At 72.7% G+C, this 24,981-nt stretch carries 25 protein-coding genes and 1 pseudogene; 4 read left to right on the top strand and 22 right to left on the bottom strand.

Annotated features, from left to right (window positions below; all coding sequences use genetic code 11):
- Positions 1 to 5: 5 nt before the first annotated feature.
- The 9 genes and pseudogenes from ACH54P_RS44230 to ACH54P_RS44190 all read right to left on the bottom strand — a co-directional run bounded on the left by ACH54P_RS44230 (position 6) and on the right by ACH54P_RS44190 (position 9,853).
- On the bottom strand, positions 6 to 2,273 hold the full coding sequence (locus tag ACH54P_RS44230; protein WP_489909259.1) for a polyribonucleotide nucleotidyltransferase: 2,268 nt from the start codon (positions 2,271 to 2,273) through the stop codon (positions 6 to 8).
- Between the two features lie 234 nt (positions 2,274 to 2,507).
- Positions 2,508 to 2,777, bottom strand: coding sequence for a 30S ribosomal protein S15 (gene rpsO / locus ACH54P_RS44225; protein ID WP_003084034.1), 270 nt, complete (start codon positions 2,775 to 2,777; stop codon positions 2,508 to 2,510).
- 131 nt (positions 2,778 to 2,908) lie between these two features.
- Complete coding sequence (locus ACH54P_RS44220; RefSeq protein ID WP_489909258.1) at positions 2,909 to 3,412, bottom strand: 2'-5' RNA ligase family protein; 504 nt, start codon at positions 3,410 to 3,412, stop codon at positions 2,909 to 2,911.
- Positions 3,412 to 3,885 carry an XRE family transcriptional regulator gene (locus ACH54P_RS44215; protein WP_489909257.1) on the bottom strand — a complete coding sequence of 158 codons (474 nt, stop codon included), beginning with the start codon at positions 3,883 to 3,885 and terminating at the stop codon, positions 3,412 to 3,414. The genes ACH54P_RS44220 and ACH54P_RS44215 overlap by 1 nt, the downstream gene beginning before the upstream one ends.
- A 122-nt stretch (positions 3,886 to 4,007) precedes the next feature.
- Entirely contained in the window at positions 4,008 to 4,970 is a 963-nt protein-coding gene (locus ACH54P_RS44210) for a bifunctional riboflavin kinase/FAD synthetase (protein WP_489909256.1), read from the bottom strand.
- 28 nt (positions 4,971 to 4,998) lie between these two features.
- Complete coding sequence (gene truB, locus ACH54P_RS44205; RefSeq protein ID WP_489909255.1) at positions 4,999 to 5,904, bottom strand: tRNA pseudouridine(55) synthase TruB; 906 nt, start codon at positions 5,902 to 5,904, stop codon at positions 4,999 to 5,001.
- A gap of 54 nt (positions 5,905 to 5,958) precedes the next feature.
- Positions 5,959 to 7,284, bottom strand: coding sequence for an MFS transporter (locus ACH54P_RS44200; protein WP_489916990.1), 1,326 nt, complete (start codon positions 7,282 to 7,284; stop codon positions 5,959 to 5,961).
- 165 nt (positions 7,285 to 7,449) lie between these two features.
- The gene (locus ACH54P_RS44195; RefSeq protein ID WP_489916988.1) at positions 7,450 to 8,769 is read right to left on the bottom strand and encodes an MATE family efflux transporter; all 1,320 of its coding nucleotides are present in this window, start codon (positions 8,767 to 8,769) and stop codon (positions 7,450 to 7,452) included.
- 95 nt (positions 8,770 to 8,864) lie between these two features.
- Positions 8,865 to 9,853 (bottom strand): annotated as a pseudogene (locus ACH54P_RS44190) (DHH family phosphoesterase).
- 25 nt (positions 9,854 to 9,878) lie between these two features.
- Here ACH54P_RS44190 and ACH54P_RS44185 point away from each other — a divergent pair.
- Entirely contained in the window at positions 9,879 to 10,910 is a 1,032-nt protein-coding gene (locus ACH54P_RS44185; RefSeq protein ID WP_489909254.1) for a TRM11 family SAM-dependent methyltransferase, read from the top strand.
- Positions 10,911 to 10,922: 12 nt separating this feature from the next.
- Here the strand turns inward: ACH54P_RS44185 and ACH54P_RS44180 are convergent, their stop codons facing one another.
- Positions 10,923 to 12,071: an SPFH domain-containing protein gene (locus ACH54P_RS44180; RefSeq protein WP_489909253.1), complete on the bottom strand. Its 1,149-nt coding sequence runs from the start codon at positions 12,069 to 12,071 to the stop codon at positions 10,923 to 10,925.
- A 20-nt stretch (positions 12,072 to 12,091) separates the two neighbouring features.
- Entirely contained in the window at positions 12,092 to 12,319 is a 228-nt protein-coding gene (locus ACH54P_RS44175) for a hypothetical protein (RefSeq protein ID WP_489909252.1), read from the bottom strand.
- A 174-nt stretch (positions 12,320 to 12,493) separates the two neighbouring features.
- On the opposite strand from ACH54P_RS44175, the gene ACH54P_RS44170 reads away from it, so the two are divergent.
- Both ACH54P_RS44170 and ACH54P_RS44165 read left to right on the top strand, forming a co-directional pair.
- Complete coding sequence (locus ACH54P_RS44170; RefSeq protein WP_489909251.1) at positions 12,494 to 13,036, top strand: TetR/AcrR family transcriptional regulator; 543 nt, start codon at positions 12,494 to 12,496, stop codon at positions 13,034 to 13,036.
- Complete coding sequence (locus ACH54P_RS44165) at positions 13,033 to 13,656, top strand: class I SAM-dependent DNA methyltransferase (protein WP_489909250.1); 624 nt, start codon at positions 13,033 to 13,035, stop codon at positions 13,654 to 13,656. The genes ACH54P_RS44170 and ACH54P_RS44165 overlap by 4 nt, the downstream gene beginning before the upstream one ends.
- Here the strand turns inward: ACH54P_RS44165 and ACH54P_RS44160 are convergent.
- The 7 genes from ACH54P_RS44160 to rimP form a co-directional block, all read right to left on the bottom strand.
- Positions 13,648 to 14,472: an alpha/beta hydrolase gene (locus ACH54P_RS44160; protein ID WP_489909249.1), complete on the bottom strand. Its 825-nt coding sequence runs from the start codon at positions 14,470 to 14,472 to the stop codon at positions 13,648 to 13,650. The genes ACH54P_RS44165 and ACH54P_RS44160 overlap by 9 nt on opposite strands.
- A 3-nt stretch (positions 14,473 to 14,475) precedes the next feature.
- The gene (rbfA, locus tag ACH54P_RS44155) at positions 14,476 to 14,952 is read right to left on the bottom strand and encodes a 30S ribosome-binding factor RbfA (RefSeq protein ID WP_489909248.1); all 477 of its coding nucleotides are present in this window, start codon (positions 14,950 to 14,952) and stop codon (positions 14,476 to 14,478) included.
- Positions 14,953 to 14,970: 18 nt separating this feature from the next.
- Positions 14,971 to 15,264, bottom strand: coding sequence for a DUF503 domain-containing protein (locus ACH54P_RS44150; RefSeq protein ID WP_364526562.1), 294 nt, complete (start codon positions 15,262 to 15,264; stop codon positions 14,971 to 14,973).
- A gap of 83 nt (positions 15,265 to 15,347) precedes the next feature.
- Positions 15,348 to 18,365 (bottom strand): translation initiation factor IF-2, encoded by a 3,018-nt coding sequence (gene infB, locus ACH54P_RS44145; protein WP_489916986.1) that lies wholly within the window; start codon positions 18,363 to 18,365, stop codon positions 15,348 to 15,350.
- 78 nt (positions 18,366 to 18,443) lie between these two features.
- Entirely contained in the window at positions 18,444 to 18,698 is a 255-nt protein-coding gene (locus tag ACH54P_RS44140; protein ID WP_489916984.1) for a YlxR family protein, read from the bottom strand.
- Positions 18,699 to 18,838: 140 nt separating this feature from the next.
- Positions 18,839 to 19,885 carry a transcription termination factor NusA gene (nusA, locus tag ACH54P_RS44135; RefSeq protein ID WP_285998235.1) on the bottom strand — a complete coding sequence of 349 codons (1,047 nt, stop codon included), beginning with the start codon at positions 19,883 to 19,885 and terminating at the stop codon, positions 18,839 to 18,841.
- Positions 19,882 to 20,424 carry a ribosome maturation factor RimP gene (gene rimP, locus ACH54P_RS44130; RefSeq protein ID WP_489909247.1) on the bottom strand — a complete coding sequence of 181 codons (543 nt, stop codon included), beginning with the start codon at positions 20,422 to 20,424 and terminating at the stop codon, positions 19,882 to 19,884. Before rimP ends, nusA begins: the two co-directional genes overlap by 4 nt.
- Before the next feature lie 108 nt (positions 20,425 to 20,532).
- Between rimP and ACH54P_RS44125 the strand changes: the two genes are divergently transcribed.
- Complete coding sequence (locus ACH54P_RS44125) at positions 20,533 to 21,465, top strand: ferritin-like domain-containing protein (protein WP_489909246.1); 933 nt, start codon at positions 20,533 to 20,535, stop codon at positions 21,463 to 21,465.
- Between the two features lie 51 nt (positions 21,466 to 21,516).
- On the opposite strand, the gene ACH54P_RS44120 is transcribed toward ACH54P_RS44125, so the two are convergent.
- From ACH54P_RS44120 to ACH54P_RS44105, 4 genes are all read right to left on the bottom strand, one after another.
- Entirely contained in the window at positions 21,517 to 22,113 is a 597-nt protein-coding gene (locus tag ACH54P_RS44120; protein ID WP_489916982.1) for a hypothetical protein, read from the bottom strand.
- A 181-nt stretch (positions 22,114 to 22,294) separates the two neighbouring features.
- Positions 22,295 to 23,308: an aminotransferase class V-fold PLP-dependent enzyme gene (locus tag ACH54P_RS44115; RefSeq protein WP_489909245.1), complete on the bottom strand. Its 1,014-nt coding sequence runs from the start codon at positions 23,306 to 23,308 to the stop codon at positions 22,295 to 22,297.
- A 31-nt stretch (positions 23,309 to 23,339) separates the two neighbouring features.
- Complete coding sequence (locus ACH54P_RS44110) at positions 23,340 to 24,104, bottom strand: isocitrate lyase/PEP mutase family protein (protein ID WP_489909244.1); 765 nt, start codon at positions 24,102 to 24,104, stop codon at positions 23,340 to 23,342.
- 222 nt (positions 24,105 to 24,326) lie between these two features.
- On the bottom strand, positions 24,327 to 24,980 hold the full coding sequence (locus ACH54P_RS44105; protein WP_489909243.1) for a GOLPH3/VPS74 family protein: 654 nt from the start codon (positions 24,978 to 24,980) through the stop codon (positions 24,327 to 24,329).
- Position 24,981: the final 1 nt, after the last annotated feature.

Here is a 24,981-nt window from a genome sequence, read left to right as displayed (position 1 = left end):
GGGACTTACTGCGCGTCGGCCTTCTCGGCGTCGGCGTTCTCGGTGCCGGACTTCGACGCGTCGCCTTCAGGCTTCGCGGCGTCCTCGTCCTTGACCACGATCAGGCTGATCTTGCCGCGGTTGTCGATGTCGGCGATCTCGACGCGGAGCTTGTCGCCCACGTTGACGACGTCCTCGACCTTGTTGATCCGCTTGCCGTTGCCCAGCTTGGAGATGTGCACCAGGCCGTCCTTGCCCGGCAGCAGCGAGACGAACGCGCCGAACGCGGCCGTCTTCACCACGGTGCCGAGGAAGCGCTCGCCGACCTTGGGCAGCTGCGGGTTGGCGATGGCGTTGATCAGGTCGATCGCCGCCTCCGCCGACGGGCCGTCGGCCGCGCCCACGTAGATCGTGCCGTCGTCCTCGATGGAGATGTCGGCGCCGGTCTGCTCGGTGATCGAGTTGATCATCTTGCCCTTCGGGCCGATGACCTCGCCGATCTTGTCCACCGGGATCTTCACGCTGGTGACGCGCGGCGAGTACGGGCTCATCTCGTCCGGGCTGTCGATCGCCTCGGCGATGACCTCCAGGATCGTGAGGCGAGCGTCCTTCGCCTGCTTCAGCGCGGCGGCGAGCACCTCGGAGGGGATGCCGTCGAGCTTCGTGTCCAGCTGGAGCGCGGTGATGATGTCCTTGGTGCCGGCGACCTTGAAGTCCATGTCGCCCATGGCGTCCTCGGCCCCGAGGATGTCGGTCAGCGCGACGTAGCGGGTCTCACCGTCGACCTCGTCGGAGATGAGGCCCATCGCGATGCCCGCGACCGGCGCCTTCAGCGGCACGCCGGCGTTGTACAGCGCCATCGTGGACGCGCAGACCGAGCCCATCGACGTCGAGCCGTTGGAGCCCAGCGCCTCGGAGACCTGGCGGATCGCGTACGGGAACTCGTCCCGCTTCGGCAGCACCGGCACCAGGGCGCGCTCGGCGAGCATGCCGTGGCCGATCTCGCGGCGCTTCGGCGAACCGACGCGGCCGGTCTCACCGGTGGAGAAGGGCGGGAAGTTGTAGTGGTGCATGTAGCGCTTGTGCGTCTCCGGGGACAGCGAGTCGATCTGCTGCTCCAGGCGAAGCATGTTCAGCGTGGTGACGCCCAGGATCTGGGTTTCCCCGCGCTCGAACAGCGCCGAGCCGTGCGCCCGCGGGATCACGGCCACCTCGGCCGAGAGCGACCGGATGTCGGTGAGGCCACGGCCGTCCATGCGGATCTTGTCCGTGAGGACGCGCTTGCGCATGACCTTCTTGGACAGCGCCTTGAACGCGGCGCCGATCTCCTTCTCGCGGCCCTCGAAGGCTTCGCCTTCGCCGATGCCGACCTTCTCCAGCACGGCGGCCTTGACCTCGTCGGTCGCGGCGTCGCGGTCCTGCTTGCCGGCGATCTGGAGCGCGTTCGCCAGGTCGTCGGTCGCGATCGCGGCGACGGCGTCGAAGGCGTCCTGCTCGTAGGCCAGGAAGACCGGGAACTCGCCGGTCGGCTTGGCGGCCACGTCGGCCAGCTTCTGCTGGGCCTCGCACAGCACCTTGATGAACGGCTTGGACGCCTCGAGGCCCTCGGCGACCGAGACCTCGTCCGGCGCCTTGCCGCCGTCGGCGATCAGGTCGAGCGTGTTCTCGGTGCCCTCGGCCTCGACCATCATGATCGCGACGTCGTCACCGACGATCCGGCCGGCGACGACCATGTTGAAGGTCGCCTTCGCCAGCTGCGACCAGGTCGGGAACGCGACCCACTGGTCCTCGACCAGCGCGACGCGCACGCCGCCGACCGGGCCCGAGAACGGCAGGCCGGCGATCTGGGTCGACGCCGAGGCGGCGTTGATGGCCAGCACGTCGTACGGGTCGTCCGGGTTGAGGCTCTGGACGGTGATGACGACCTGGATCTCGTTGCGGAGACCGTCGGTGAACGACGGGCGCAGCGGCCGGTCGATCAGGCGGCAGGTCAGGATCGCGTCGGTCGAGGGACGGCCCTCGCGGCGGAAGAACGCGCCGGGGATGCGGCCGGCCGCGTACATGCGCTCCTCGACGTCCACCGTCAGGGGGAAGAAGTCGAAGTGGTCCTTCGGGTGCTTCGACGCCGTGGTCGCCGAGAGCAGCATGGTCTCTTCGTCGAGGTAAGCCACGACGGCGCCGGCGGCCTGCTTGGCCAGGCGGCCCGTCTCGAAGCGGACGGTGCGGGTGCCGAACCGGCCGTTGTCGATGACGGCTTCGGTCTCGTGCACGGTGACTCCGGTGGAGTCGGTCATAGGGTGTTTCTCCTCTTTAGTTCCTTCGTACGACGCGAGTCTCCCACCCTGGGACCCGTTTCGCCGAGGACGCTCGAGGACGGAGTGCCGGTCTTCGATCGAAGCTCCCGGGATCGCTGCCCGGGAACCACTACCGAGGACCGGCGAAGGAGATCCTCGTGCGCGCTCGCGCCGTTTCTTTCTCTGCTTGGACCGAGGGGGAGCGACCGGCGGTCGCTCCCCCTCGGACAACAGCTATCGGCGCAGGCCGAGGCGCTGGATCAGCGCACGGTAACGCTCGATGTCCACCTTCATCACGTAGTTCAGCAGCCGGCGGCGACGGCCGACCAGCAGCAGGAGCCCGCGACGCGAGTGGTGGTCGTGCTTGTGAGCCTTGAGGTGCTCGGTGAGGCCGACGATCCGCTTGGTCAGCAGCGCGACCTGGGCCTCGGGGGATCCCGTGTCCGAGTCGTGCACGCCGTACTCGGCCAGGATCGACTTCTTCTCTTCGGTGGACAGCGCCACTTGTGTTGCTCCTCGAAATAATCAGTGCCGTGCGGCCCCGGACGTGGATGAACGCCGGGAAGACGGTCACGGCCGCCACGGACTGCAGCCGGACCCGATCATTGAGGTTACCAGCCCGCTGAACAGCACCTTCAGGCGCCGTTCAACTCGAACGCGCGGGCCACCCGGTAGCGGGTGCCGCCCGGTTCGCGCTCGCTGGTCATCAGCACCACCTGGGTGGCCTGCCAGCGCCGGCTCGTGAAGCCGGCCAGTCTCCCGGTCCAACGCTGCGCGAGGCCCGGTTCTTCCCGGGGGAACCGCGCGAGCGTCAGGTGGGCCGTGTACGGCCTCGCTCCGGCGTCGGCACCCGCGGCGTGCGCGAGCGGCGTCAGGTCCGGTCCGGCGACAGTCAACCACAGCACCCCGGGGAACGTCGCGGCCTTTTCCAGCCGGACGTCGACCGCGGCGCGGCCGGCCAGCCGGTCCGCCAGCCAGGCGCTCCTGGTCACGACGTCGTCCTGCCCGTAGTAGGCGAGGGTGACGTGCCAGCGCTCCGGCGGCTCCCAGCGCAGGCCGTCCCGCGGGTCGCCGAGCGCCTCGGCGACCGCTTCGACGACGTCGTCCGGCGGGAGAAGTGCGCTGAACAGGACCGGCATCAGGCGCCGTTGCCCGCCCGGCGGAGCAGGTCGGCGATGGCCGGGAAGTCTTCGTCGAGCCGCTTGGCGGCCTCGCCGAGGTCCTCGTCCTCGGCGACGTCGCGCAGGTAGGCGAGGACCTTCTGGTATTCGTTGACCACCGGGATGTTGTCGCGGCCGACGGTGGGGCGGGAGTCGCGGACGTCCTCCATCGCGGCCAGCATCGCGTCGCGGTTGCCGGCGGCGACCTCGGGCACCAGGATCTTGCGCTCGAGCATGATCATCCTGGCCAGCACGACCGGGTTGCCGATCTTCGCCCGCCGCCCGCTCATCACCTGGCTGAGCATGGGAGCGCTGATCCCGAGGACTTCGGCCAGGAACGCCTGCGAAACGTCGAACGCGACGACGAGGCGGCGCACCCGGTCGCCTAGCGGCTCGCCGTACCATTCGCGCTGCAGCGCGATGTTCCGCTGGACGATCTTGTGGTCCTCCACCAGTTCCGCTCCCCTAAACCCGCTCGCCCGGACTGCTTGCGCGCACCGTCCGTGAGCATCTTGCCATCACCCTCACGTGCGTGAACGCGAAATCCCCGATTCGCCCCCCGGTCGGGGCCACCTCAGCCGGCGTCCGGCAGCACCTTGCGCGTCTCGACGACGTCTTCGTCGATCTGCGCGACCAGCCCGGCCGAATCGGCGAACCGCACCTGGTCGCGCAGCCGCGTCACGAAGTCGATCGCCACGTGCTGGCCGTAGAAGTCCTCGTCGACGTCGAGGACGAACGCCTCGACCGTCCGCTCGCGCCCGGAGAACGTCGGGTTGGTGCCCACCGAGACCGCGGCGCGCAGCCGGCGCACCGGGTCCGCCGAGCGGGTGAACCAGGCGCTGTACACGCCGTCGGCCGGGACGGCGGCGAAGCGCGGTGTCGACAGGTTCGCCGTCGGGTAGCCCAGTTCGTGGCCGCGGCCGTCGCCGCGGACGACGATGCCCTCCAGGCGGTGCGGGCGGCCCAGCGCCTCGGCGGCGGCGACCACGTCACCGGCGTCGATGCAGGACCGGACGTACGTGCTCGAGAACGTGATCGCGGACTGGTCCTCTTCGGACAGTTCCTTGCCCTGGAGTTCGGCGCCGTACGCGGCGAAACCGAAGCGGCGGCCGAGGGTGCGCAGCAGCGCGACGTCACCGGCCGCCTTGGCGCCGAAGGTGAAGTTGTCGCCGACGATCACCGCGGCCGCGTGCAGCCGGTCGACCAGCACCTCGTGCACGAACTCCTCCGGCTGCAGCCGGGACAGCTCCAGGGTGAACGGCAGCACGCAGAAGACGTCGATGCCGAGGCCCTCGACGATTTCCGCCTTGCGCCGCAACGTGGTCAGCTGCGCCGGGTGGCTGCCCGGGCGCAGGACCTCCGACGGGTGCGGGTCGAACGTCAGCATGACGCTCGGCAGCCCGCGCTCGGCCGCCGCCGCCACGGTCCGGTTGATCAGCTCCTGGTGCCCGCGGTGCACACCGTCGAACACGCCGATGGTGACCACGCACCGGCCCCAGCCGCCGGGGAGGTCCCCCAGTCCACGCCACCGCAGCACGTCACACTCCCGTCTTCTCGAGCCCACCCTAGGCGGGCAGCAACACGACCACTGCGCGGGACACGCCCTGCTCGTCGGCCGCCAGGGCGAGCACCCGGCCGTCGGGCCCGAAGACCCCGTAGGTGCCCTCGATCCCGGCCGCCGGGACGCGCTGGCCGTGGCGGACGGCCTTCGCCGTCGCCGCGTCGAGGTCGCGCCGCGGGAAGGCGGCGGCGACGGCGGCGTCGAGGTCCAGGCTCAGTTCGGGCTGCTCCTCGAGCTGGTCGAGGGTCCTCGCCTTGGCGAGCGTGAAGGGGCCGACCGTGGTGCGCCGCAGCGCCTTCAGGTGGCCGCCGACGCCGAGGTCCGCGCCGAGGTCGCGGGCGAGCGCGCGGACGTAGGTGCCGGACGAGCACTCGACGACGGCGTCGACCTCGACGTGGTCGTCCTCGTGGCGGACGGCCAGGACGTCGAAGCGGTAGACGGTGACCGGGCGCGGCGGGATGACGACGTCCTCGCCGGCGCGGACCCGGGCGTAGGCGCGCTTGCCGTCGATCTTCACGGCGCTGACCGCGCTGGGCACCTGCTGGATGTCGCCGGTGAGCTTCTCGACGCCGTTCGCGATGTCGTCGTCGTCCACGGCCTTCGTGTCCGCCGTGGTGAGGACTTCGCCCTCGGCGTCGTCGGTCGTGGTGCTGCTGCCGAGGCTGAGGGTCGCCAGGTAGGTCTTGCGGTCGAGCGCCAGGTGGCCGAGGAGCTTGGTCGCGCGCTCGATGCCGAGCACCAGCACGCCGGTCGCCATCGGGTCGAGCGTGCCGGCGTGCCCGACCTTGCGGGTGCCCATGATCCGGCGGGCGCGGGCGACGACGTCGTGCGACGTCATGCCGGCGGGCTTGTCGACGATGAGCAGGCCGGGTGGCGGGGCGGGGCGGCGGGGCGGTTTGGGGCTCGACACGCGGCAAACCCTAGCGGCCGCCGGTCGTGGAACGGACGACGGTCGCTCCCCGGATCAGGCGGCCACGATCGGGGTCTCCGGGAGCGCGGCGTCCCAGCGGCGGCGGGTGATGCGGACCGGCAGCTCCTCGCCGCGGGCCGCGGCCAGGAACAGGTGGGCGCGGGTGCGGCGCCACCACACGAGCATCTTGGCCGTACCGAGCGCGAGCACCGCCACGATCGCCAGCAGCGACAGCCGGAAGCTCCCGCCGGTCAGCTGCAGCAGCACCCCGACGGCGAGCGCGGCGATCGTCGTCGCCACGAACCCGCCGACGTTGACCACGCCCGTCGCCGTGCCGACCCGGCTGAGCGGGTTGTAGTCGCGGGCGAGGGCGAAGCCGATCATCGACGCCGGGCCGCCGAGGGCGAGGAAGGCGAACGCGGGCACCAGCACGGCCACCGGCACCTGGCCCGGCCAGCTCAGCAGCACCGCCCAGAGCAGCGCGGCCCCGCCGATGTACCCGCCGACCAGCGGCATCCGCAGCGACGGGCGGCGGCCGATCAGGCCGCCCAGCAGCGGCCCGCCCGCCATCGACCCGAAGACGAACACGGTGAGCAGCGCGCTCGCGGCGGCCTTCGACTGGCCCTGGCCCTGCACCAGCCACGGCACGCCCCAGAGCAGCGTCAGGGCGTTCGGGGCGAACATCGTGCTGAAGTGCACCCAGAAGCCCAGGCGCGTCCCCGGCGTCCGCCACGCTTCGGCGACCTGGTGCGCGAGCTCGCGCGGGCGGACCTCTTCGCGGACGGGCGGCTGCTCCCCGGCCGGGACGTCGCGGACCCGCAGCGTCACGACGACGGTGTAGAGGACCGTGACGGCGCCGACGGCCAGGAAGGTGGGGGTCCAGCCGGCGCTGTCGAGCAGCAGGGAGAGCGGGACGGTGGCGGCGAGGTTGCCGATGTAGCCGACGGCCGCGGTGAACGACGTCAGCAGCGCGTACTGGCGGCCCGGGAAGTGGGCCGCGACCAGGCGCAGGACGCTGACGAAGGTGAGCGCGTCGCCGAGGCCGAGCACGCCGCGGGCGAGCAGGCCGAGGCCGTAGGAGTCCGCGACGCCGAGCAGGAGCTGGCCGGCGCCGAGCACGAGCACCGCGACGGTGAGGACGCGGCGCGGGCCGTAGCGGTCGACCAGGACGCCGGTCGGGATCTGCATCGCGGCGTAGACGCCGACCTGGAGCACGGTGAACGTGCCGAGCGCGGCCGCGCCGACGCCGAAGCGCTCGGCCGCCTGCAGCCCGGCGACGCCGAAGGAGGTGCGGTGGAAGACCGCGAGGAGGTAGACGGTGACGGCGGACAGCCAGATCAGCCAGGACCGGGCGGTGGCGCGGCCGGTGGCGGGCGGCACGAGGACCTCCAGGGTTTCGGCGTTCGGTGGTGCGGACGCCTGCGCTGCCGTCCCCACTACTTGTATCGCCTAAGCAACGTCGAAACATACCCGTGACCCGGGTGGTTTTCACCACAGGTCGCGGGCGTCACCCGTGCTCAGCGAGGCATCACGCGTGTGATGCCTTCAGGCGGGGCGGGTGGCGCCGGTGATCGCCCAGTTGCCCGAGCGCCAGCGGGCCAGGACCGCCGCCAGGCGGAGGACCATGAAGAGGGAGAGGCCGGTCCAGATGCCCGTCAGGCCCCAGCCGAACCCCAGGGACGCCCAGATCAGCGGCAGGAAGCCCAGGGCCGCGCTCCCCAGGGTCGCGTTGCGGAGGAAGGCGGCGTCGCCCGCGCCCAGCAGGACGCCGTCCAGGGCGAAGACCACCCCGGCGATCGGCTGCAGCGCGACGAAGAACCACCACGCGTGCGGGATCTCGGCGAGCACGCCCGGGTCGGACGTGAACGCGTGCGGCAGCACCCACGACAACGCCGCGAACAGCACGCACAGGAAGCACCCCAGCAGCAGCCCGTACCCGGTGATCTGGTTGGCGACCCCGCGCGCCCGGCCCGCCGCGCCCGCCCCGAGCGCGGCCCCGACCAGCGACTGCGCCGCGATCGCCACCGAGTCCAGGACCAGCGCGAGGAACGTCCACAGCTGCAGCACCACCTGGTGGGCACCGACCGCCTCGGTCGACGTCCGGGCCGCGACGGCCGCCGCCGAGACGAAGCACGCCTGGAACGCCAGGCTGCGCAGCACCAGGTCCCGGCCGAGGCCGAGCTGGGCGCGCATCACCTTGAAGTCCGGGCGCAGCCCGACCTTCTCCTTCGCCAGCGCGACGACGAACAGCGACGCCGAGATCACCTGCGCGACGACGTTCGCGATCGCCGAACCTTCCAGGCCGAGCCCGGCCCAGTACACGAGGACCGGGCACAGCACGGCCGAGATCCCGTTGCCCGCCAGCACGTACCGCAACGGTTTCGCGGCGTCCTGCACGCCGCGCATCCAGCCGTTGCCGGCCATGGTGACCAGGATCAGCGGCGCCCCGAACAGCGCGATCCGCAGCCACGACACCGCCGCGCCCGCGATCTCGTCGCTGCCCGACAGCGCCCGCGCGATCGGCCAGGCCAGCAGCTGCCCGGCGACCAGCACGAAGAGCCCGACGAGCAGCGCCAGCCACGTCGCCTGCAGGCCTTCCCGGACGGCCTCGGTCCGGCGGCCGGCGCCGTGCAGCCGGGCGGTGCGGGACGTCGTGCCGTACGACAGGAAGGTCAGCTGACCCGACACCTGGGCCAGCACGACACCGCCGAGCGCGAGCCCGGCCAGCGACAGCGCGTCGAGGTGGCCGACGACGGCGGTGTCGACCAGCACGTACAACGGCTCGGCGGCCAGCACCCCCAGCGCGGGCACGGCCAGGCCCAGCACGCGCTTCGCCGGAACCCGCTCGGTCTCCTCCACGTTCACCACGAACCGGACTCTAACCGCCCCCACCGACAATCCTGACCGGCGGGAAGGCGGGAACTTTCCGGCCCCGCCGGCCGACGGGGCCGCGGTACCGGTCAGAGCAGCGGGGCCCGCTCCAGGGCCTCCCGCAGCCCGGCGAGGACCTCCTCGGCGGTGCCCGCGATCGTGCAGCCCGCGGCCTGCCGGTGCCCGCCGCCGCCGAACTCCGTGGCCACTGCCGAGACGTCGATGCCGATCGAGCGCAACGAGATCTGCCACTGCCCGGGGTTCGCCGGGTCCTGTTTGAGCACCGCCGCGACGGCGGCCTCGCGCACCGAACGGATGACGTCGATCACCGACTCGACCTCTTCGCCGCGCACCGTCCGCGCCGCGTCGAGCCGGACCACCGCGTGCACGAACCCTTGCCCTGCGCCGCTTCCGGCTCCAGCTCGGCCTCGCTCAGCACGGAGGACAGCATCGGCAGCCAGGTGAACGGCCGCTCGTCGACGATCCGCCGCACCACCTTCTCCGGGTCGACGCCCGCCTCCAGCAGCCGCGCCGCCATCCGGTGCGTCTCCGGGCTCGCCCGGCGGAACCCGCTCGTGTCGGTGACGATCCCGGCGTAGATCCCGCGCGCGATCGGCTCGTCCAGCTCGGCGCCCAGCGCGTCCAGGAGCCGGAACACGAGGATCGCGCTGGCCTCGGCGCTTTCGTCGACGACGTTGCAGGTGCCGTAGAAGGTGTTGGTCGCGTGGTGGTCGACGACCAGCACCGCGCCGGCGAGCTCGACGCGTCCGGCGAGCCGCCCCAGCCGCTTCGGCGTCGGGGTGTCGACGCAGACCAGCAGTTCCTCGGTGTCCGGCAGGTCGTCCGGGTGGGTGAGCAGGCCGTCCTCGTCGAGCCACCGCAGCGTCTCCGGGGCCTCGTCGGGCTCGCCGAACGAGACGCGCACGCGGGCGCCGCGCTGCCGCAGCGCCCGGCCGAGGGCGAGCGCGCTGCCGAGCGCGTCCGCGTCCGGCCGCACGTGCCCGAGCACCGTCACGTCGCCGGCCGACGCGAGCAACGCCGCCGCGTCCCGGATGTCCTGCGCCAAAGTAGGGGTCACGGTGCGTCACGCTACGCTCTGCGGGATGCCTGAGTACGCGATGCTGGTCTACCCCTCGGCCAACCGGGTCTACGCCGCCTCCGCCCCCGCGCTGCTGCGCGCCGAGCTGGCGGTGTTCGGCGCGGGCCTGGCGGCCGAGCTGTCCGCGATCGAAGACGTCGAGCTCGGCGGCGTCGGCTACGTGCGCTTCACCAGTTCGGTACCCCTGGGTGAGCGGGACCTCTCGCTCCTGTCGAACCTCTCGTCGCTGTACGCGCTGTTCGAGGTGGGCGACGGCGTGCTGCGGCCGGTGACCGTGACGCCGCTGGCGAAGGCCGATTCGGACCTGCTGACCATCCAGAAGTACGCGGGCAAGACGAACGAGCTGTTCACGAAGCTGCTGGTGAACGTCACGCTGATGGCGACCGCGGACCCGTTCTCCGACCGGCCGAAGTACCTGCTCGACCCGCTGTGCGGCCGCGGCACCACGCTGAACCAGGCGATGATGTACGGCCTGCACGCCACCGGCCTGGACGTCGACGCCAAGGACTTCGAAGCCTACGAGGCGTTCATCAAGACGTGGCTGCGGAACAAGCGCGTGAAGCACACCGCCGAGTCGGGACAGCTGCGGCGCAACAAGGTCCGGCTCGGGCGGCGGCTCGACATCGAGTACGCGCTCACCAAGGAGGAGTACAAAGCCGGCGACACCCGCAAGCTCACGTACTTCAACGCCGACACGCTGACCACCGACGAGGTGCTGCGGGCGAACTCCTGCGACGTGATCGTCACGGACGCGCCGTACGGCGTCCAGCACGGCAGCCACCGCGAAGCCGGTCTGCAGCGCAGCCCGCGCGACCTGCTCGCGGCGGCCGTGCCGGTGTGGACGCGGGTGCTGAAGCCCGGCGGCGCGCTCGGGATTTCGTGGAACACGACCGTGCTGCCGCGGGAAGAGCTCGTCGAGGTGCTCCGGAAGGCCGGGCTCGACGTCCGCGAAGGCGGGCCGTGGGAGGAGTTCACCCACCGCGTGGACCAGGCCATCCTGCGTGACCTGGTCGTCGCGGCGAAACCGGCTTCCTGAGTCGACAAAGCGCTATTGGGTGAGTTCACCCTTCACCGGCGCCTGCCCGTTCTCCGCCGGCGCCCCGGTGGGAGCCGGCGGCGGGGTGCTCAGGCCGCGCTTCACCGAGTCCAAGATGGACAGTCCCTGGCCGACGAGGCCCGCGGCCATCTCGCCGAGGCCGTCGGCGCCGTTGAGGATGTTGACGTTGGCCCCCGACAGCCCGCGCCCGGCCTCCTTGACGATCTGCGGCAGCTGGTCGATGAGCATCCGGTCGAGCGCGACCCGGTTGTTCGACGCGGCCGCCTCCGCCTGCACCCGCATCTTCTCCGCCTCGGCGAGCGCCAGGATGCGGATCCGCTCGGCCTCGGCGTCGGCCGGCTTGATGACCTCGGCGACCAGCTGCTGCTGCCGCAGTTCGGCCTCGCGCTGGGCCAGCTCGGTGCGCGCGTCGATGACCTCCTGCTGCGCCTTCGCCTGCGCGAGCGGACCGGCCTGGGCCGCCTGCGCCTGCGCCGCCTCGACCTCGGCGCGGTACTTCGCCTGCACGATCGACGTCTGCCGGGCGTACTCGGCCTGCGTCCGCTGCGACTCCTGCTCGGCCTCCGCCGCGGTCTTGTTGGCCACGGCCTGCGCGATCTGCGCGTCCCGCTGGATGGCGGCGTTGTGCGGCGCGGCCATCGCGGCGATGTAGCCGAGCTTCATGTCGTCGATCGACTGGATCTGCAGGGCGTCGACGGTGAGCCCGATCTTCGCCATCTCCACCGCCGAGCCGTCCAGCACCTCGGTCGCGAGCTTCTGCCGCTCGGTGATGATCTCCTCGACGGTCATCGACCCGATGATCGAGCGCAGGTGACCGGCGAAGATCCGGCCGGTCAGCACGGACATCTGGTCCTGGTCGGAGAGGAACCGCTGGCCGGCGTTGACGATGCTCTCGGTGTCGTTGCCGACCTTGAACGCGATCACCGCCCGCACCGTGAGGGCGATGGCCTGCTTCGTCACGCACACTTCGGTCACTTCGGCCTCGCACATGGCGAGGGTGAGGAACCGGACTTTCCGGAAGACGGGCATGACGAACGCGCCGTGGCCCGTGACGACCCGGAACGGCGACGTGCCCTTGCTGTTCTTGCCCCCCGCGATCAGCATCGCTTCGTTGGGGGCCGGCACGCGATAACCGAACATCGGTTGTCCTTCTGCGAGCACTAGGAAGAGGGGTCCGAGGCGTCCCACGCCACGACGTCGACCGTGCGCCGTCCCCGGGTTTCCACGACCAGGACGGTCGTGCCCTTCGGCAGCTCCGTGTCGGACCAGGCCAGGAAGGTTTCCAAGCCGCCCCGGATCCTGATCAGCACCTCCCCGGGGCCCCGCTGCCCGCGGGTGCCGACCAGGAGGACTCCGTTGCGGCCGGACGGGGTGAGATCGGAGTGCATGGGTGCCGACCTCCCTCGGTGGCCGCCTCGACGCGGGTGCGTCAGCCGCCCCCGCTCTCTTCATTGTGCTCCCGGCGGAGGCGGCGGGTGGGCACTGTGAGGTTCCGATCAGGAGGCAACCCAGCGGTCCTCTCACGCGTGGAGGGGCCTTCCGGCCCGGCTATACTCCGGCGTGTGACCGTCGAGCAACGTCCCCTGCGCGCGGACGCCCGGCGCAACCGGGAGGCGCTCGTCGCGGCCGCGCGGGAGGTGTTCGGCGCCAAGGGCGTCGACGCCCCGCTCGACGAGATCGCCCGCCGCGCCGAGGTCGCGATCGGCACCCTCTACAACCGGTTCCCGACGCGCGCGGACCTCGTCGAGGCGGCGTTCCTGCCGACGCTGGAAGAAGCCCAGACCGTGACCGAAGAGGCGCTCGCCCTCGACGATCCCTGGGACGGCTTCGTGCTCTTCCTCGAACGGTCGGTCCTGATGCTGGTCAGCGACCGCGGGTTCACCGAGGTCTGTTCGCGGGCCTTCGATCCGGCGTCCCGGCTGGAGAAGGCCAAGCAGGCCAACGGTTCCCGGATGAACCGGATCATCACCCGGGCCCAGGAGGCCGGGGTGTTGCGGCGCGACTTCCGCGCCGAAGACCTGGCGATCGTGTTCGCCGCGGCGACGGCGACCCCCGACTGGCGGCGCGCGCTCGGCATGGTCCTCGACGGGCTGCGGGCGCGATGACCTGGCTCGCGGACACCCGGACGTCGTACGACACGGTGGCGGAGAGCTACGCGGATTTCGTGGCGGACGCTCTCGACAAGCAGCCGTACCTGCGGGCGGCGCTGACGCTGTTCGCCTCGGAGGTCGACGGCCCGGCGCTGGACGCCGGCTGCGGCCCCGGCCACTTCACGGCGTTCCTCCACTCGCTCGGCGTCGACGCCTCCGGCATCGACCTTTCGCCGGCGATGATCGACCTCGCTCGCCGGACCCACCCGGGACCGCGGTTCGAGGTCGGCTCGATGACGGACCTGGCCCTGCCCGACGCGTCGGTGGCGGGCGTGCTGGCGTCCTGGTCGCTCATCCACGTCCCGGACGACGACGTCCCGGTGGCCCTCGGGCACTTCCGGCGCGTGCTGCGGCCCGGCGGGCTGCTGGTGATCGGCTACCACGTCGGCGTGGGCACCCGGCTGAAGACCGAAGGCTACGGCGGCCACCCGATGCGGGTCCACGTCCACCTGCGGCAGCCGTGGTGGCTGGCCAAGCGGGTGCGGGCGGCGGGGTTCACGATCGAGGCGGAGTGGGCGCTCAGCCCGGAAAACAAGGTGTCGCAGGCGATCCTGTTCGCGCGCGCGTCAGCTTAGCCGCTCTCCCATGAACTTCAGGACGTCCGGCAGGATCCCGCGCCAGTACTCGTCCTGGTGCCCGCCGGGCGAAAACCTCGACACGGCAGGCGAAACCGCCTTCACCAGCTTGCGGTCCGCGCCCAGGAACGGGTCGGACTCGCCGCACCAGACGCCGAGCTGCCCCGCGCGCAGTTCTCCCGTGTGCAGCAACGGTTCTTCCGCGCGCCAGTTCGCCTCGTCCGCGAACACCTTGCGGCTGCGGGCGTCCGGCCAGCTGACGAACAGCGCGGCACTCGCCGTGGCGACCGCCTTCAGGTCCGGGTGGGCGCGGGCGAACCGCAGGGCGCCGAAGCCGCCCATGGAAATGCCGAACACCGCCGACGCGGGACGCAAGGCGCGGCCCGCCAGCCAGCCCGGAACCTCGTCGGTGAGCATGCGCTGAGGGTCGTCCTCGGAACCGACGTCGACCCAGTAGTGGTCGCCGTCGACCGCCGCCACCGCGAACGGCGGGGTGCCGGCGCGGACCGCCGCCGTCAAGGCCGCGGGGACACCCAGCTCGAGGAACGTGCGCGCGCGGGCGCCGCGGCCGTGCAGGGCCAGGCACACCGGCAGGCCCGACGCCGGGACGCCTTCGGGTGTGATCAGCACGAGGTCGACGTCGGTACCGCGGGCGGCCGAGCGCATGCGCTGGACCGTCACCGGGTCGGACAAAGGTGCCGGACCGGTCGGGACCGGCACCGGCGGCGGACCGGGAGGCGGCCCCGAGGGAGCCGACGAGCAGCCCGCCAGCAGCGCGAGTGCGCTGCCGGCGAGCAGGCCGCGGCGGGAGAGCACGGGTCAGCCCCGGCTCTCCTCGTCCGCGAGTTCGTCGTCTTCGGTCTCTTCGCGAGGCGCCTTGTACGGGTCGGGCTCGCCCGCGTGCTGGGCTCCGGCCGAGCGGCGGGCGACCTCGGCGTCGGCCTCGCGGGCCTTGGCGAGGAGGTCTTCGATCCGCTTCGACTCCTCGGGGATCGTGTCGGCGACGAAGGTCAGCGTCGGCGTGTAGCGGACCCCGGTGCCCTGCCCGACCTTCGTGCGGAGCATCCCGCGCGCCGATTCGAGCGCGGCGGCGGCGCCGGCGAAGTCCGGGGGGACGTCCAGCTTCTCACCGAGCACCGTGTAGTACACCGTGGCGTCGTGCAGGTCGCCGGTGACCTTCGTGTCCGTGATGGTCACGTAGTCCAGCCGGGTGTCCTTGACCTCGTGTTCGATCGCGGACGCCACGATCTGCGAGATCCGCTTGGCGAGCTTGCGGGCCCGAGCAGGATCAGCCATGTCGTTCTCCTAGAAAAGTCAGTCGTCCGGGCCCAGCAGCCGGCGGTGGGCGGAGATCAGTTCGAACTCCGGCCTGCTCGCCACGTACCGCTCACACGAGTCGAGCACGTCACGGACGTGCTCGCCACCTTCGGCGACCACGGCCACCCCGATGAGGGTCCGGCGGTGCAGGTCGGTGTGCCCGGCTTCGGCCACCGACACGGCGAAGCGCTTGCGCACCTCGGCCAGCACCGGACGGACCACGGATCGCTTCTGCTTCAGCGAATGAACGTCACCGAGCAGGATGTCGAGCTCAAGGGCTCCGACGAACATAAGCAAATGAGGTGGTGTCGTAGGGATGGGAAGCGAAGACCCCGGGTGCGCGGTGCGAAACCGCACACCCGGGGACACACGCCTTACGCCCGCGGCTTCTCGCGCTGCTCGTACGTCTCGATCAGGTCGCCGACCTTGAGGTCGCCGTACGAACCGAGCGTCAGACCGCACTCGTAGCCCTCGCGGACCTCGACCACGTCGTCCTTGAACCGCCGCAGCGAGCTGATCGGCAGGTTCTCCGCCACGACGGTGCCGTCGCGGAGCAGACGGGCCCGGGCGTTGCGCCGGATCTCGCCGGACATGACCAGGCAACCCGCGATCGTGCCGATCTTGGAGGACTTGAAGACCTCGCGAACCTCCGCGCGGCCCAGCTCGACCTCTTCGTACTCCGGCTTGAGCATGCCCTTGAGGGCCTGCTCGATCTCGTCGATCGCCTGGTAGATGACCGTGTAGTACCGGACGTCGACGCCCTCGCGGGTGGCCCGCTCGGTCGCCTTGCCCTGGGCGCGGACGTTGAACCCGAGGACGATCGCGTCGGACGCGGTCGCCAGGTCGATGTCCGACTCGGTCACGCCACCGACACCGCGGTGGACCACGTTCAGCTCGACCTCGTCGCCGACGTCCAGCTGGAGCAGCGAGGCTTCGAGGGCCTCGACCGTACCCGAGTTGTCACCCTTGATGATCAGGTTGAGGCTGTTCGTCTCCTTCAAGGCGGAGTCGAGGTCCTCGAGGCTGACCCGCTTGCGGCGCGACGCGTTGAGCGCGTTCCGCGTGCGAGCCGACCGGCGCTCGGCGATCTGCCGGGCGACGCGGTCCTCGTCGACCACCAGGAAGGTGTCGCCCGCGCCGGGCACCGAGGTGAACCCGATGACCTGGACGGGACGCGACGGCAGCGCCTCGGTGACGTCGACGTTGTGCTCGTCGACCATCCGGCGGACGCGGCCGTAGGCGTCACCCGCCACGACCGAGTCGCCGACGCGCAGCGTGCCGCGCTGGACCAGGACGGTGGCCACCGGGCCGCGGCCGCGGTCGAGGTGCGCCTCGATCGCGACACCCTGGGCCTCCATGTCCGGGTTGGCCCGGAGGTCCAGAGCGGCGTCGGCGGTCAGCAGGATCGCCTCGAGCAGGCCGTCGATGTTGATGTTCTGCCGCGCGGAGATCTCGACGAACATCGTGTCGCCGCCGTACTCCTCGGCGACCAGGCCGTACTCGGTCAGCTGCTGCCGGATCTTGTCCGGGTTCGCGCCTTCCTTGTCGATCTTGTTGATCGCGACCACGATCGGGGCCTTGGCGGCCTGCGCGTGGTTGATCGCCTCGACCGTCTGCGGCATCACACCGTCGTCGGCCGCCACCACGATCACCGCGATGTCGGTCGAGTTGGCACCACGGGCACGCATGGCGGTGAACGCCTCGTGACCCGGGGTGTCGATGAAGGTGATCAGGCGCGGGTTGCCCTCGAGCTCGGTTTCGATCTGGTACGCACCGATGTGCTGCGTGATGCCGCCGGCCTCGCTCTCGCGGACCTTCGTCTTCCGGATCGTGTCGAGCAGGCGGGTCTTACCGTGGTCGACGTGACCCATGATGGTCACGACCGGCGGCCTGACCTGCAGATCCTCTTCGCCACCCGCGTCGTCGCCGTAGGTGATGTCGAAGGTCTCCAGCAGCTCGCGGTCCTCCTCCTCGGGGCTGACGACCTGAACGTTGTAGTTCATTTCGCCGCCGAGCAGCTCGAGGATGTCGTCCGACACGGACTGCGTCGCGGTGACCATCTCGCCGAGGTGGAAGAGCACCTGCACCAGCGAAGCCGGGTTGGCGTCGATCTTCTCGGCGAAGTCGGTCAGCGAGGCACCGCGCGGCAGCCGGATCGTCTCGCCCTGGCCCTTGGGCAGGCGGACGCCGCCGACGCTGGGCGCCTGCATGTTGTCCATGTACTCCTGGCGCTTCTGCCGCTTCGACTTGCGGCCCTTGCGCGAGGGACCACCCGGGCGCCCGAAGGCACCCGCGGTACCGCCACGGCCACCGGGGCCACCACGGCCACCGCCGCCGCCACGGAAACCGCCGCCACCGGCCGGGGCACCGGCACCGGGGCCGCCGCCACCGGGGCGGAAGCCGCCACCGCCGCCGCCACCACCGGGACCGCCGCGGAAGCCACCGCCGCCGCCACCGCCACCGGGGCCGCCACGGAAACCGCCGCCGCCACCACCGGGACGACCGCCGCCGCCACCGGGGCCGCCACGGGCGCCGCCACCGGGACCACCGCGAGCGCCGCCACCGGGACCGGCCGGGCGCTGCGTGCGGCCCGGCATCATGCCGGGGTTCGGCCGCGGGGGCATGTTGCCCGGGCTCGGCCGGTTGCCACCGGCGCCGCCGCCGGGCCGCGGGGCCGGACGGTCACCGGCACCCTGACCGCCACCGGGACGCGGCGGGCGGTTGTCGCCGCCCTGACCGCCACCGGGACGCGGGCCCTGCGGGCGCGGCGGAGCGCCGGAACCGACGCCGAAGGGGTTGTTGCCGACCCGCGGGGTGCGCGGACCGGGCTTGGGGCCACCGGGCTTGGGGCCCTGCGGCTTCGGCGGGACGACCGAACCGGTCGACGCCGCCGGCGGAGTGGCCTGCTGCGGCGCGGCAGGCGGGGTGGCCTGCTCGGCGGCCGCGGCCGGGACCTGCTCCTGGGGTGCGGGCGCGGCGGGCTGCTGACGCGGGCCGGGCCGGGGGCCGGGACGCTGTCCCGGGCCGGCCGGCTTCGACGCCGCGGGCGCCTGCTGCTGGGGTGCGGCCGGAGCCGCCTGGACCGACGGGGCCGGGGCGGGAGCCGCCTGGGCCGCCGGAGCCTGCTGGGCAGGCGCGGGGGGCTTCGGGGCGGCCGGGGCACCGGGCTTCGCGGCCGGCGGACCGGGGCGCGCCGAGGGGCCGGGGGTCGGAGCGGGCTTCTTGCCGCCCTTGGCGGCATACGCGTCGCGAAGACGGCGGGCGACGGGCGCCTCGACCGTGGACGACGCGGACTTGACGAACTCGCCTTGTTCCTTCAACTTCGCGAGAACGTCCTTGCTGGTGATGCCGAGCTCTTTGGCGAGCTCGTGTACGCGGGCCTTGCCTGGCACAACTCTCCTCATCTAGGGGAGGCCAGGCGGGGAACCCGCTGACCTCGTCCTTATTGTCTGACGCTCATGGCTTCAGCTTCACGGCTGACTCATGACGGGTCGACCTGCTTCCTTGATTCCTCGCGAACCCGGGGATGTCCCGGCTTCGTGGTGCGGAGTGGTGCGCTCGACGTGCTCGCGAACTTCACGAGCGTCGAGCGCCCCGGGAGCCCGCAAGGCTCTCGGGAAGGCTCGCCGCCGTTCGGCCTTGGCCAGGCAGTCCGGGTCGGGGTGCAGCCATGCTCCCCGGCCCGGCAGCCGCCGACGTTCGTCGACGACCACCCGCCCGGCCACCGCGACCACGCGCAGCAGCTCACCGATCAACGCCCGCCGCTTGCAGCCGACACAAGTCCGCACCGGGCAATTCCGGTGGGGCTGGTGCTCGGCTACCCGCCGCGGGCTTCGAACCACTCCTGAGTCTAGCGCTTCGACCTTCACTCAGCCGAACCGGTTGTCGCGGCGGGCCGCGACGGACTGGCGTGGTCTTGATCACCCTCGTCGTCCGCCGGTGCGGCGTCGCTGCGGATGTCGATCCGCCAGCCGGTCAGACGGGCGGCGAGGCGGGCGTTCTGGCCCTCCTTGCCGATCGCCAGCGACAGCTGGAAGTCCGGCACCACGACGCGGGCGGTCTTCGCCCGCTCGTCCACGACTCGTACGGAGACAACCTTCGCGGGGGACAGCGCATTCCCCACGAACCGGGCCGGGTCCTCGGAGTAGTCGATGATGTCGATCTTCTCGCCGGCCAGCTCGCTCATCACGTTCCGCACGCGCGCGCCGACCGGGCCGATGCAGGCGCCCTTGGCGTTGACGCCCGGCACGGTGGACTTGACCGCGATCTTCGTGCGGTGCCCGGGCTCGCGGGCCACGGCGGCGATCTCGACGGTCCCGTCGGCGATCTCCGGCACCTCCAGCGCGAACAGCTTGCGCACCAGGTTGGGGTGCGAGCGCGAGAGCGTGATCTGCGGGCCGCGGTTGCCGCGCGAAACCGTGACCACGTACGCCTTGATCCGGCTGCCGTGCTCGTAGGACTCCCCCGCCACCTGCTCGGCGGAGGGCAGCACGCCCTCGGTGTCACCCACCTGGACGACGACCATGCCGCGCGCGTTGGCGCGGGCGTCGCGCTGGATCACGCCGGCGACGATCTCGCCCTCCTTGGTGGAGAACTCGCCGAAGGTCTTCTCGTGCTCGGCGTCGCGCAGCCGCTGCAGGATGACCTGGCGGGCGGTGGTCGCGGCGATCCGGCCGAACCCCTCGGGGGTGTCGTCCCACTCCTCGTCGACCTGGCCGTCGTGGGTCAGCGTGTGCGCGAGGACGCGCACCAGGCCCGTCTTGCGGTCGATGTCGACGCGGGCGTGCGGCTGGTGGCCCTCGGTGTGCTTGTACGCGGTGAGCAAGGCCGTCTCGATGGCCTCGATCACCGTTTCGAAGGGGATGTCCTTGTCCCGTTCGATCGCCCGCAACGCGGCGATGTCGACGTTCACTTCGACCCCTTCTCCGTCTCGGCCTGACCGGCGCCGATCATGCCGGACGCGTCGTCTTCCAGCAGTTTCAGGTCTTCGGCTGGCGGCTGCTTGAACTCGATCTCCACGACCGCCTTCGCCACGTCGGCGTAGCGGACGTCGCGGAGCTTGCCGCCGGCCAGGACGCGCGCGGCGTCCTCGCCCGCGTGGCCGACCCGGCCGACGAAGGGCGCGCCTTCGACGGGGCTGATCTTGACCAGGCGGAACCGCGCGCGCCGCCAGTGCCGGGCCTGGGTGAGCGGGCGGTCGAGGCCCGGCGAGGTGACCTCCAGCGTGTAGGCGCTCGCGAGCACGTGCTCGTTCTCGTCGAGCGCGGCCGAGACCGTGCGGCTGATCTCGGCGACCTCGTCCAGCCCGACACCGTCGTCGGAGTCGACGACGACCTTGACCAGCTGCCGCCGGCCGGCCTGCTGCACCTCGAACGAGTCGAGGTCGAAACCCGCGGCGGTGACGGCTTCGGCCACTATCGGCTGAAGCCGGCTGGCGAGTTCTCCTGGCACGTGGGGCTCTCCTGTCTCGGGCGGGTCGTGGTGGACCAGCTTATCCGGTCGCCCCGTCACCCCGCGCGAGCGGCGGGGCCGCCCCGGGGCCTGGCAGGATGGGCCGACGTGACCGGAAGACCGACCGACCTGACCCGTCGAGCCGCCCTCCGCGCGGGGGCACTGGCCGCGCTGGCCGTCCCGCTGGCCGCCTGCGGGCCCGGCTACGACGAAAGCCCCGACCCGTTGCAGCCGCTGCTGGCCGCCGCCGAGGCGGACGCCGCCGCCGCGCGGGCGCTGGCCACGGGCAAGGACGCCGACGCCGCCGGGCAGCTCGCCGACGCGCGCGCGGCGCACGCGGCCGCCCTGAAGTCCGAAGTGGACCGGCTGAACCGGCCGAAGCCGTCGCCGTCGGCGGCCCCGCCGGCACCCGCGTCGCTGGGCGACCTGAAGGAGCGGCTGGCGACCGCCCGGAAGCAGGCCGAAGACCTCGTCGGCGGGCTGCCGCGCTACCGCGCCGGGCTGGTCGCGGCGGTCGCGGCGGGCTGCGCGGCGCTGCAGCGGACCGCCCCGGCGCTGGGCCCCGGCGAAGACGCCCCGGCGCTCACCGCCCCGTCCGGAGCGGCGCCCGCGGACGCGGTGGACCCGCTGCAGGTGGCGCTGGCCGCCGAGCACGCGGCGGTCTGGGTGTACGGGCTGGTCAGCGCGTTCCTGCCGGGCGACTTCGGCGACGCCGAGAAGAGCGGCGCGGCGGAGCACGCCCTGCGCCGCGACCTGCTGCAGACGCTGCTCGCGGCCTCCGGGGCGACCCCGGTGGCGCCGGAACCGGCGTACGTGCCGAAGAAGCCGGTGACCGACGCGGCGTCGGCGGCCCTGGTGGTGGCGACGGCCGAAGCCGACTGCGCGTCGGCGTGGCACGCGGTGATCAACCACACCGACGACGCGGGCCTGCGCACGACGGCCCTGCACGCGCTGGTGGCGGCTTCGCGGCGCGGCACGCCGTGGCGGTCCGAGGCGGGCGAGAAGCCGGCCGCGATCGCCATGCCGGGTCAGACGAGCTGAAAACGGCCGGGGTCACCTCGGGGGACGTCCTCGAGGTGACCTCGCGGCCGGTCAGCCGTGGAAGTCGGCCGACAGGCGCAAGGCGTCGTCGGCGATGGCTTCGAGCAGGTTCTTGTCCGTGTGCTCGGCGTAGAAGTCGGCCAGCACGATCGTCGTGTTCGTGCCGTCCGTCTTCGACGCGTAGGCCGCCTCCTCGCCGCTCACCTTGGGGGCGCCGGCGCCGGTGAAGGTCTTGTCCCGGACCAGGTCGGTGACGTTGCCGGTGTTGTCCTGCTCGGTCAGGGTCTTGAGGGCCTTCGCCTTCGCCGAGTCCGGCATCCCCACCAGCACCACCGACACCAGCGCCTTCGCGCCGCCCGACTCCGTCGTGTACAGCGCGCGGACCAGCGACTGGCACGGGTTGTCCTGGAAGAAGTCCTTCGTCTTGCCGTAGGACTTGGCGACGCAGTCCGTGGAGTTCTCCGGCCCGGCCACCTTCGTGAACGTGAACTGCCCGGTGTTCTGGGCCGGCGGCTGCGCGACCGGCTCGTCCGGCGTCGAGTCGTGCCGGATCAGGAACCACAGCAGCCCGGAGACGACCGCGATCGCGACCAGCCCGGCGCCCTTGAGCAGCAGGGAGCGGGTGTCCCGCGCCGGCGGCCCCGGCACGGGCGGGCGGGGCTGCGGGGGAACCGCGCCCAGCGGGGCCGTGTCGGACGGGCCTGGGGTGAAATGCGCACCAACCACGGGGCCATACGGTAGTGCTTTTCCTGGGGGCGCCGCCCCCAGACCCCCGCCGGGGCCTTCGCCCCCGGGCGCCCGGGGTGGTAGCCGACTCCCGCCGAGCCGTTCACTCGAATGCGCGTAAGACGCGTTCGACGTCGTCAGCGGTGTTGTAGAGGTGGAACCCGACCCGCACCCGGCCGCCCCGGACGCTGGAGACGATCCCGGCCGCCGCGGCCCGCTGCGGGTCGGCGTCGAGCGAGACGATCGCGGTGCCGCGCGGCGGCAGCCCGAGCTTCTCCAGCAGCGTGTCGGCCAGGCCGGTGTTGTGCGCCGCGACCGCCGCGAGGTCGAGCCCGTCGAAGTACTCCAGCGCCGCGGCCGCGCCGACCTGGGCGAGCCACACGGGCGAGAGGTCGAACGCGCGGGCGTCGCCGGCCAGGCGCAGCGGGAGGCCGTAGACCGTGGCCCACGGGTCCTCCCCCGCGTACCAGTTCGCCGCGACCGCCCGCGTCCGCTCGCGCGCGTCCGGCCGCACGGCGAGCCACGCGCTGCCGCGCGGGGACAGCAGCCACTTGTAGCCCGCCGCGACCACCCAGTCCGCCCAGGCGACGTCCAGGGGCAGCCAGCCCACCGCCTGGGTCGCGTCGAGCAGGACCGCCGCCCCGGCGGCCTCGGCCGCGGCGCGCAACGCCGGGAGGTCGGCGATCCGGCCGTCGGCGGACTGGACGACGCTCACCGCGACGACGTCGTGGCCGTCGACCCGCGACGGCAGGAGGTCGAGGGGCACCTCGGTCACCGTGATGCCGGGGTTCGCCGCGAACGGGAACGTCACGCTGGTGAAGTCGCCCTCGGCGGCGAGCACGCGGGTGCCGGCCGGCAGCGCCGCGGTGACGTTGGCGATCAGCTGCGAGACCGACGCGCCGATCGCGACGTGCCCGGGTTCGACGCCGAGCAGCCGCGCGAACCCGGCCCGCGACCGGGCGACGTGCTCGTCGAAGTCCCCCGGCCGGTTCGCGCCGGTCCGCCACGCCTCGACCGACTCGGCGACGGCCGCGGCCACCGGCGCGGGCGGGATGCCCACGCTGGGCGTGTTCAGGTATCCGGGCGGGACGGCGAAGTCGGTTCCGAAAGCGCGCATGGTCCGAGCCAAGCAGACCGGCGCAAGCCGTTTACGGCAGCAGCGCGGTGACGTCGGCGTAGGACGGCGGGCTCAACGGCAGGTCACGCCCGTCGCGCACCGCCAGCGCCGTCCCGGCGGCGGCCGCGAGGGCCATCCGGTACGGCAGGGAACCCAGGCTGACCCGGGCCGCACCCAGCTCCGCGAGCCCGGCGAGGGTGACCTTCCCGGGCAGGAACAGCAGGTTCAGCGGGAGCCCGGCGGCGACGATCCGCTCGACGTCCGCCGGCTCGGCCAGGCCGGGCACGAAGACGCCGTCCGCGCCCGCCGCCGCGTACGCGCGCACCCGCGTCTCGGCTTCCGCGACCGAGCGGTCGCCCGCCCAGTGGGTGTCGGTCCGGGCGTTGACGAACAGGCCCGGCACCCGTTCCTTCACCGCCGTGACCAGCGCGCACTGGACGTCGACCGGGGCGAGGGAGCCGTCGGCGCGGCCGTCCTCGAGGTTGACTCCGACCACGCCGGCGTCCGCCAGCTCCGCCGCGAGGTCGGCCACCGCGGCCGGATCCGCGCTGAAGCCGTCGGCGATGTCGACGCTGACGAGCGCGTCCAGCCGGGCCAGGCGGCCGGCCAGGGCGACGGTCGCGTCCCGCGTCGACGGCGCGCCGTCGGGCTCCCCGGCCGCGGCGGACACGCCGAGGCTGGTCGTGCCGAGGGCGCGGAAACCCTGCGCGGCGAGGAAGGCGCCGACGCCGAACTCCCAGGCGTTCGGCAGCAGCAGCGGGGTACCGGGGACGTGCAGGGCACGGAATTCGTCCATGCCCCGAACCTAGGTCCGCGACGCTTCGGCGGGCACCGAAGCGAACGGTTCCAGGACGCCCGGCCCGGCCGCCACCGCGAGCCCCTCGGCGGCATCGGCGTCGCGAATCGACCAGTCGCCAGCGCCCGCCGCGGCGGGCGCCGGAACACCGCCGGACGACACGCGCACCCCACCGGACGACACGGTGCGGCCGAAACCTCGCGCGGCGTGTCGTCCGGAGCGTCAGCCCCCGCCGCCCCCGGAAGCGGCCGAGATCGCCGCCGCGCGGGCCGCCTTCACCTCGCGGACCACCTTGCGCAGGGCCGGGACCGCGGCGCCGGCCGACTCCTCCAGCCGGGCGAGGCGCGCGCGGTGCCGGCGGCGCTCGGCGCGCGGAAGCACCGTGCCCAGCTCGACCGCCGCGGCGAGGGCGGTCAGCGCGGCGACGTCCGGGGCCACCGGCGAGTCGCTCCGCAGCGCCGACGCCACCTGCTCGTGCAGCCCCGCCGCCGTCGCGCGGTCGCGGACCACCGGGCGGCGGCGCGGGAACAGCCCGAGCACGCGGGACGTCCGCAGCGAGATCGTGCCCGCCGCGTCGAGCTGGGCCTCCAGGGACTGCAGCGTCGCGCGGGCGCCGCGGCGGACCCGGGCGCGCAACTTGCGGTGCGGGTCCGCGGCCAGCTCGGCGAGCAGGTCGTCGAGCACCAGGTGGCCGGTGCCGCCGGCGCCGGTCACGACCGGGCGGCCGCCGTCGTCGGCGACCAGGCCGCGCAGCACCAGGTCCGTCAGCGCCGCCGCGCGCACCAGCAGCGCCACGCGTTCGCGGTCCGGCAGCCGGTCGCGCCGGACGTCGCACGCCAGCAGGTACGCCCGGGCGGGCAGGGACAACTCGGTCATT

Source organism: Amycolatopsis sp. N2S4-7, assembly GCF_058119595.1.
Note: the sequence above shows the minus strand (reverse complement) of the source record. Positions and strands in the feature narration are given on the sequence as shown.

Bases quoted from the DNA above. Each gene is read 5' to 3' on its own strand.
- ACH54P_RS44115 (WP_489909245.1), bottom strand. From the start codon at position 23,308: ATGCGCGCTTTCGGAACCGACTTCGCCGTCCCGCCCGGATACCTGAAC.
- rbfA (WP_489909248.1), bottom strand. From the start codon at position 14,952: ATGGCTGATCCTGCTCGGGCCCGCAAGCTCGCCAAGCGGATCTCGCAG.
- ACH54P_RS44150 (WP_364526562.1), bottom strand. From the start codon at position 15,264: ATGTTCGTCGGAGCCCTTGAGCTCGACATCCTGCTCGGTGACGTTCAT.
- ACH54P_RS44165 (WP_489909250.1), top strand. From the start codon at position 13,033: ATGACCTGGCTCGCGGACACCCGGACGTCGTACGACACGGTGGCGGAG.
- ACH54P_RS44105 (WP_489909243.1), bottom strand. From the start codon at position 24,980: ATGACCGAGTTGTCCCTGCCCGCCCGGGCGTACCTGCTGGCGTGCGAC.
- ACH54P_RS44180 (WP_489909253.1), bottom strand. From the start codon at position 12,071: ATGTTCGGTTATCGCGTGCCGGCCCCCAACGAAGCGATGCTGATCGCG.
- ACH54P_RS44230 (WP_489909259.1), bottom strand. From the start codon at position 2,273: ATGACCGACTCCACCGGAGTCACCGTGCACGAGACCGAAGCCGTCATC.
- ACH54P_RS44110 (WP_489909244.1), bottom strand. From the start codon at position 24,104: ATGGACGAATTCCGTGCCCTGCACGTCCCCGGTACCCCGCTGCTGCTG.
- ACH54P_RS44185 (WP_489909254.1), top strand. From the start codon at position 9,879: ATGCCTGAGTACGCGATGCTGGTCTACCCCTCGGCCAACCGGGTCTAC.
- ACH54P_RS44220 (WP_489909258.1), bottom strand. From the start codon at position 3,412: ATGCCGGTCCTGTTCAGCGCACTTCTCCCGCCGGACGACGTCGTCGAA.
- ACH54P_RS44175 (WP_489909252.1), bottom strand. From the start codon at position 12,319: ATGCACTCCGATCTCACCCCGTCCGGCCGCAACGGAGTCCTCCTGGTC.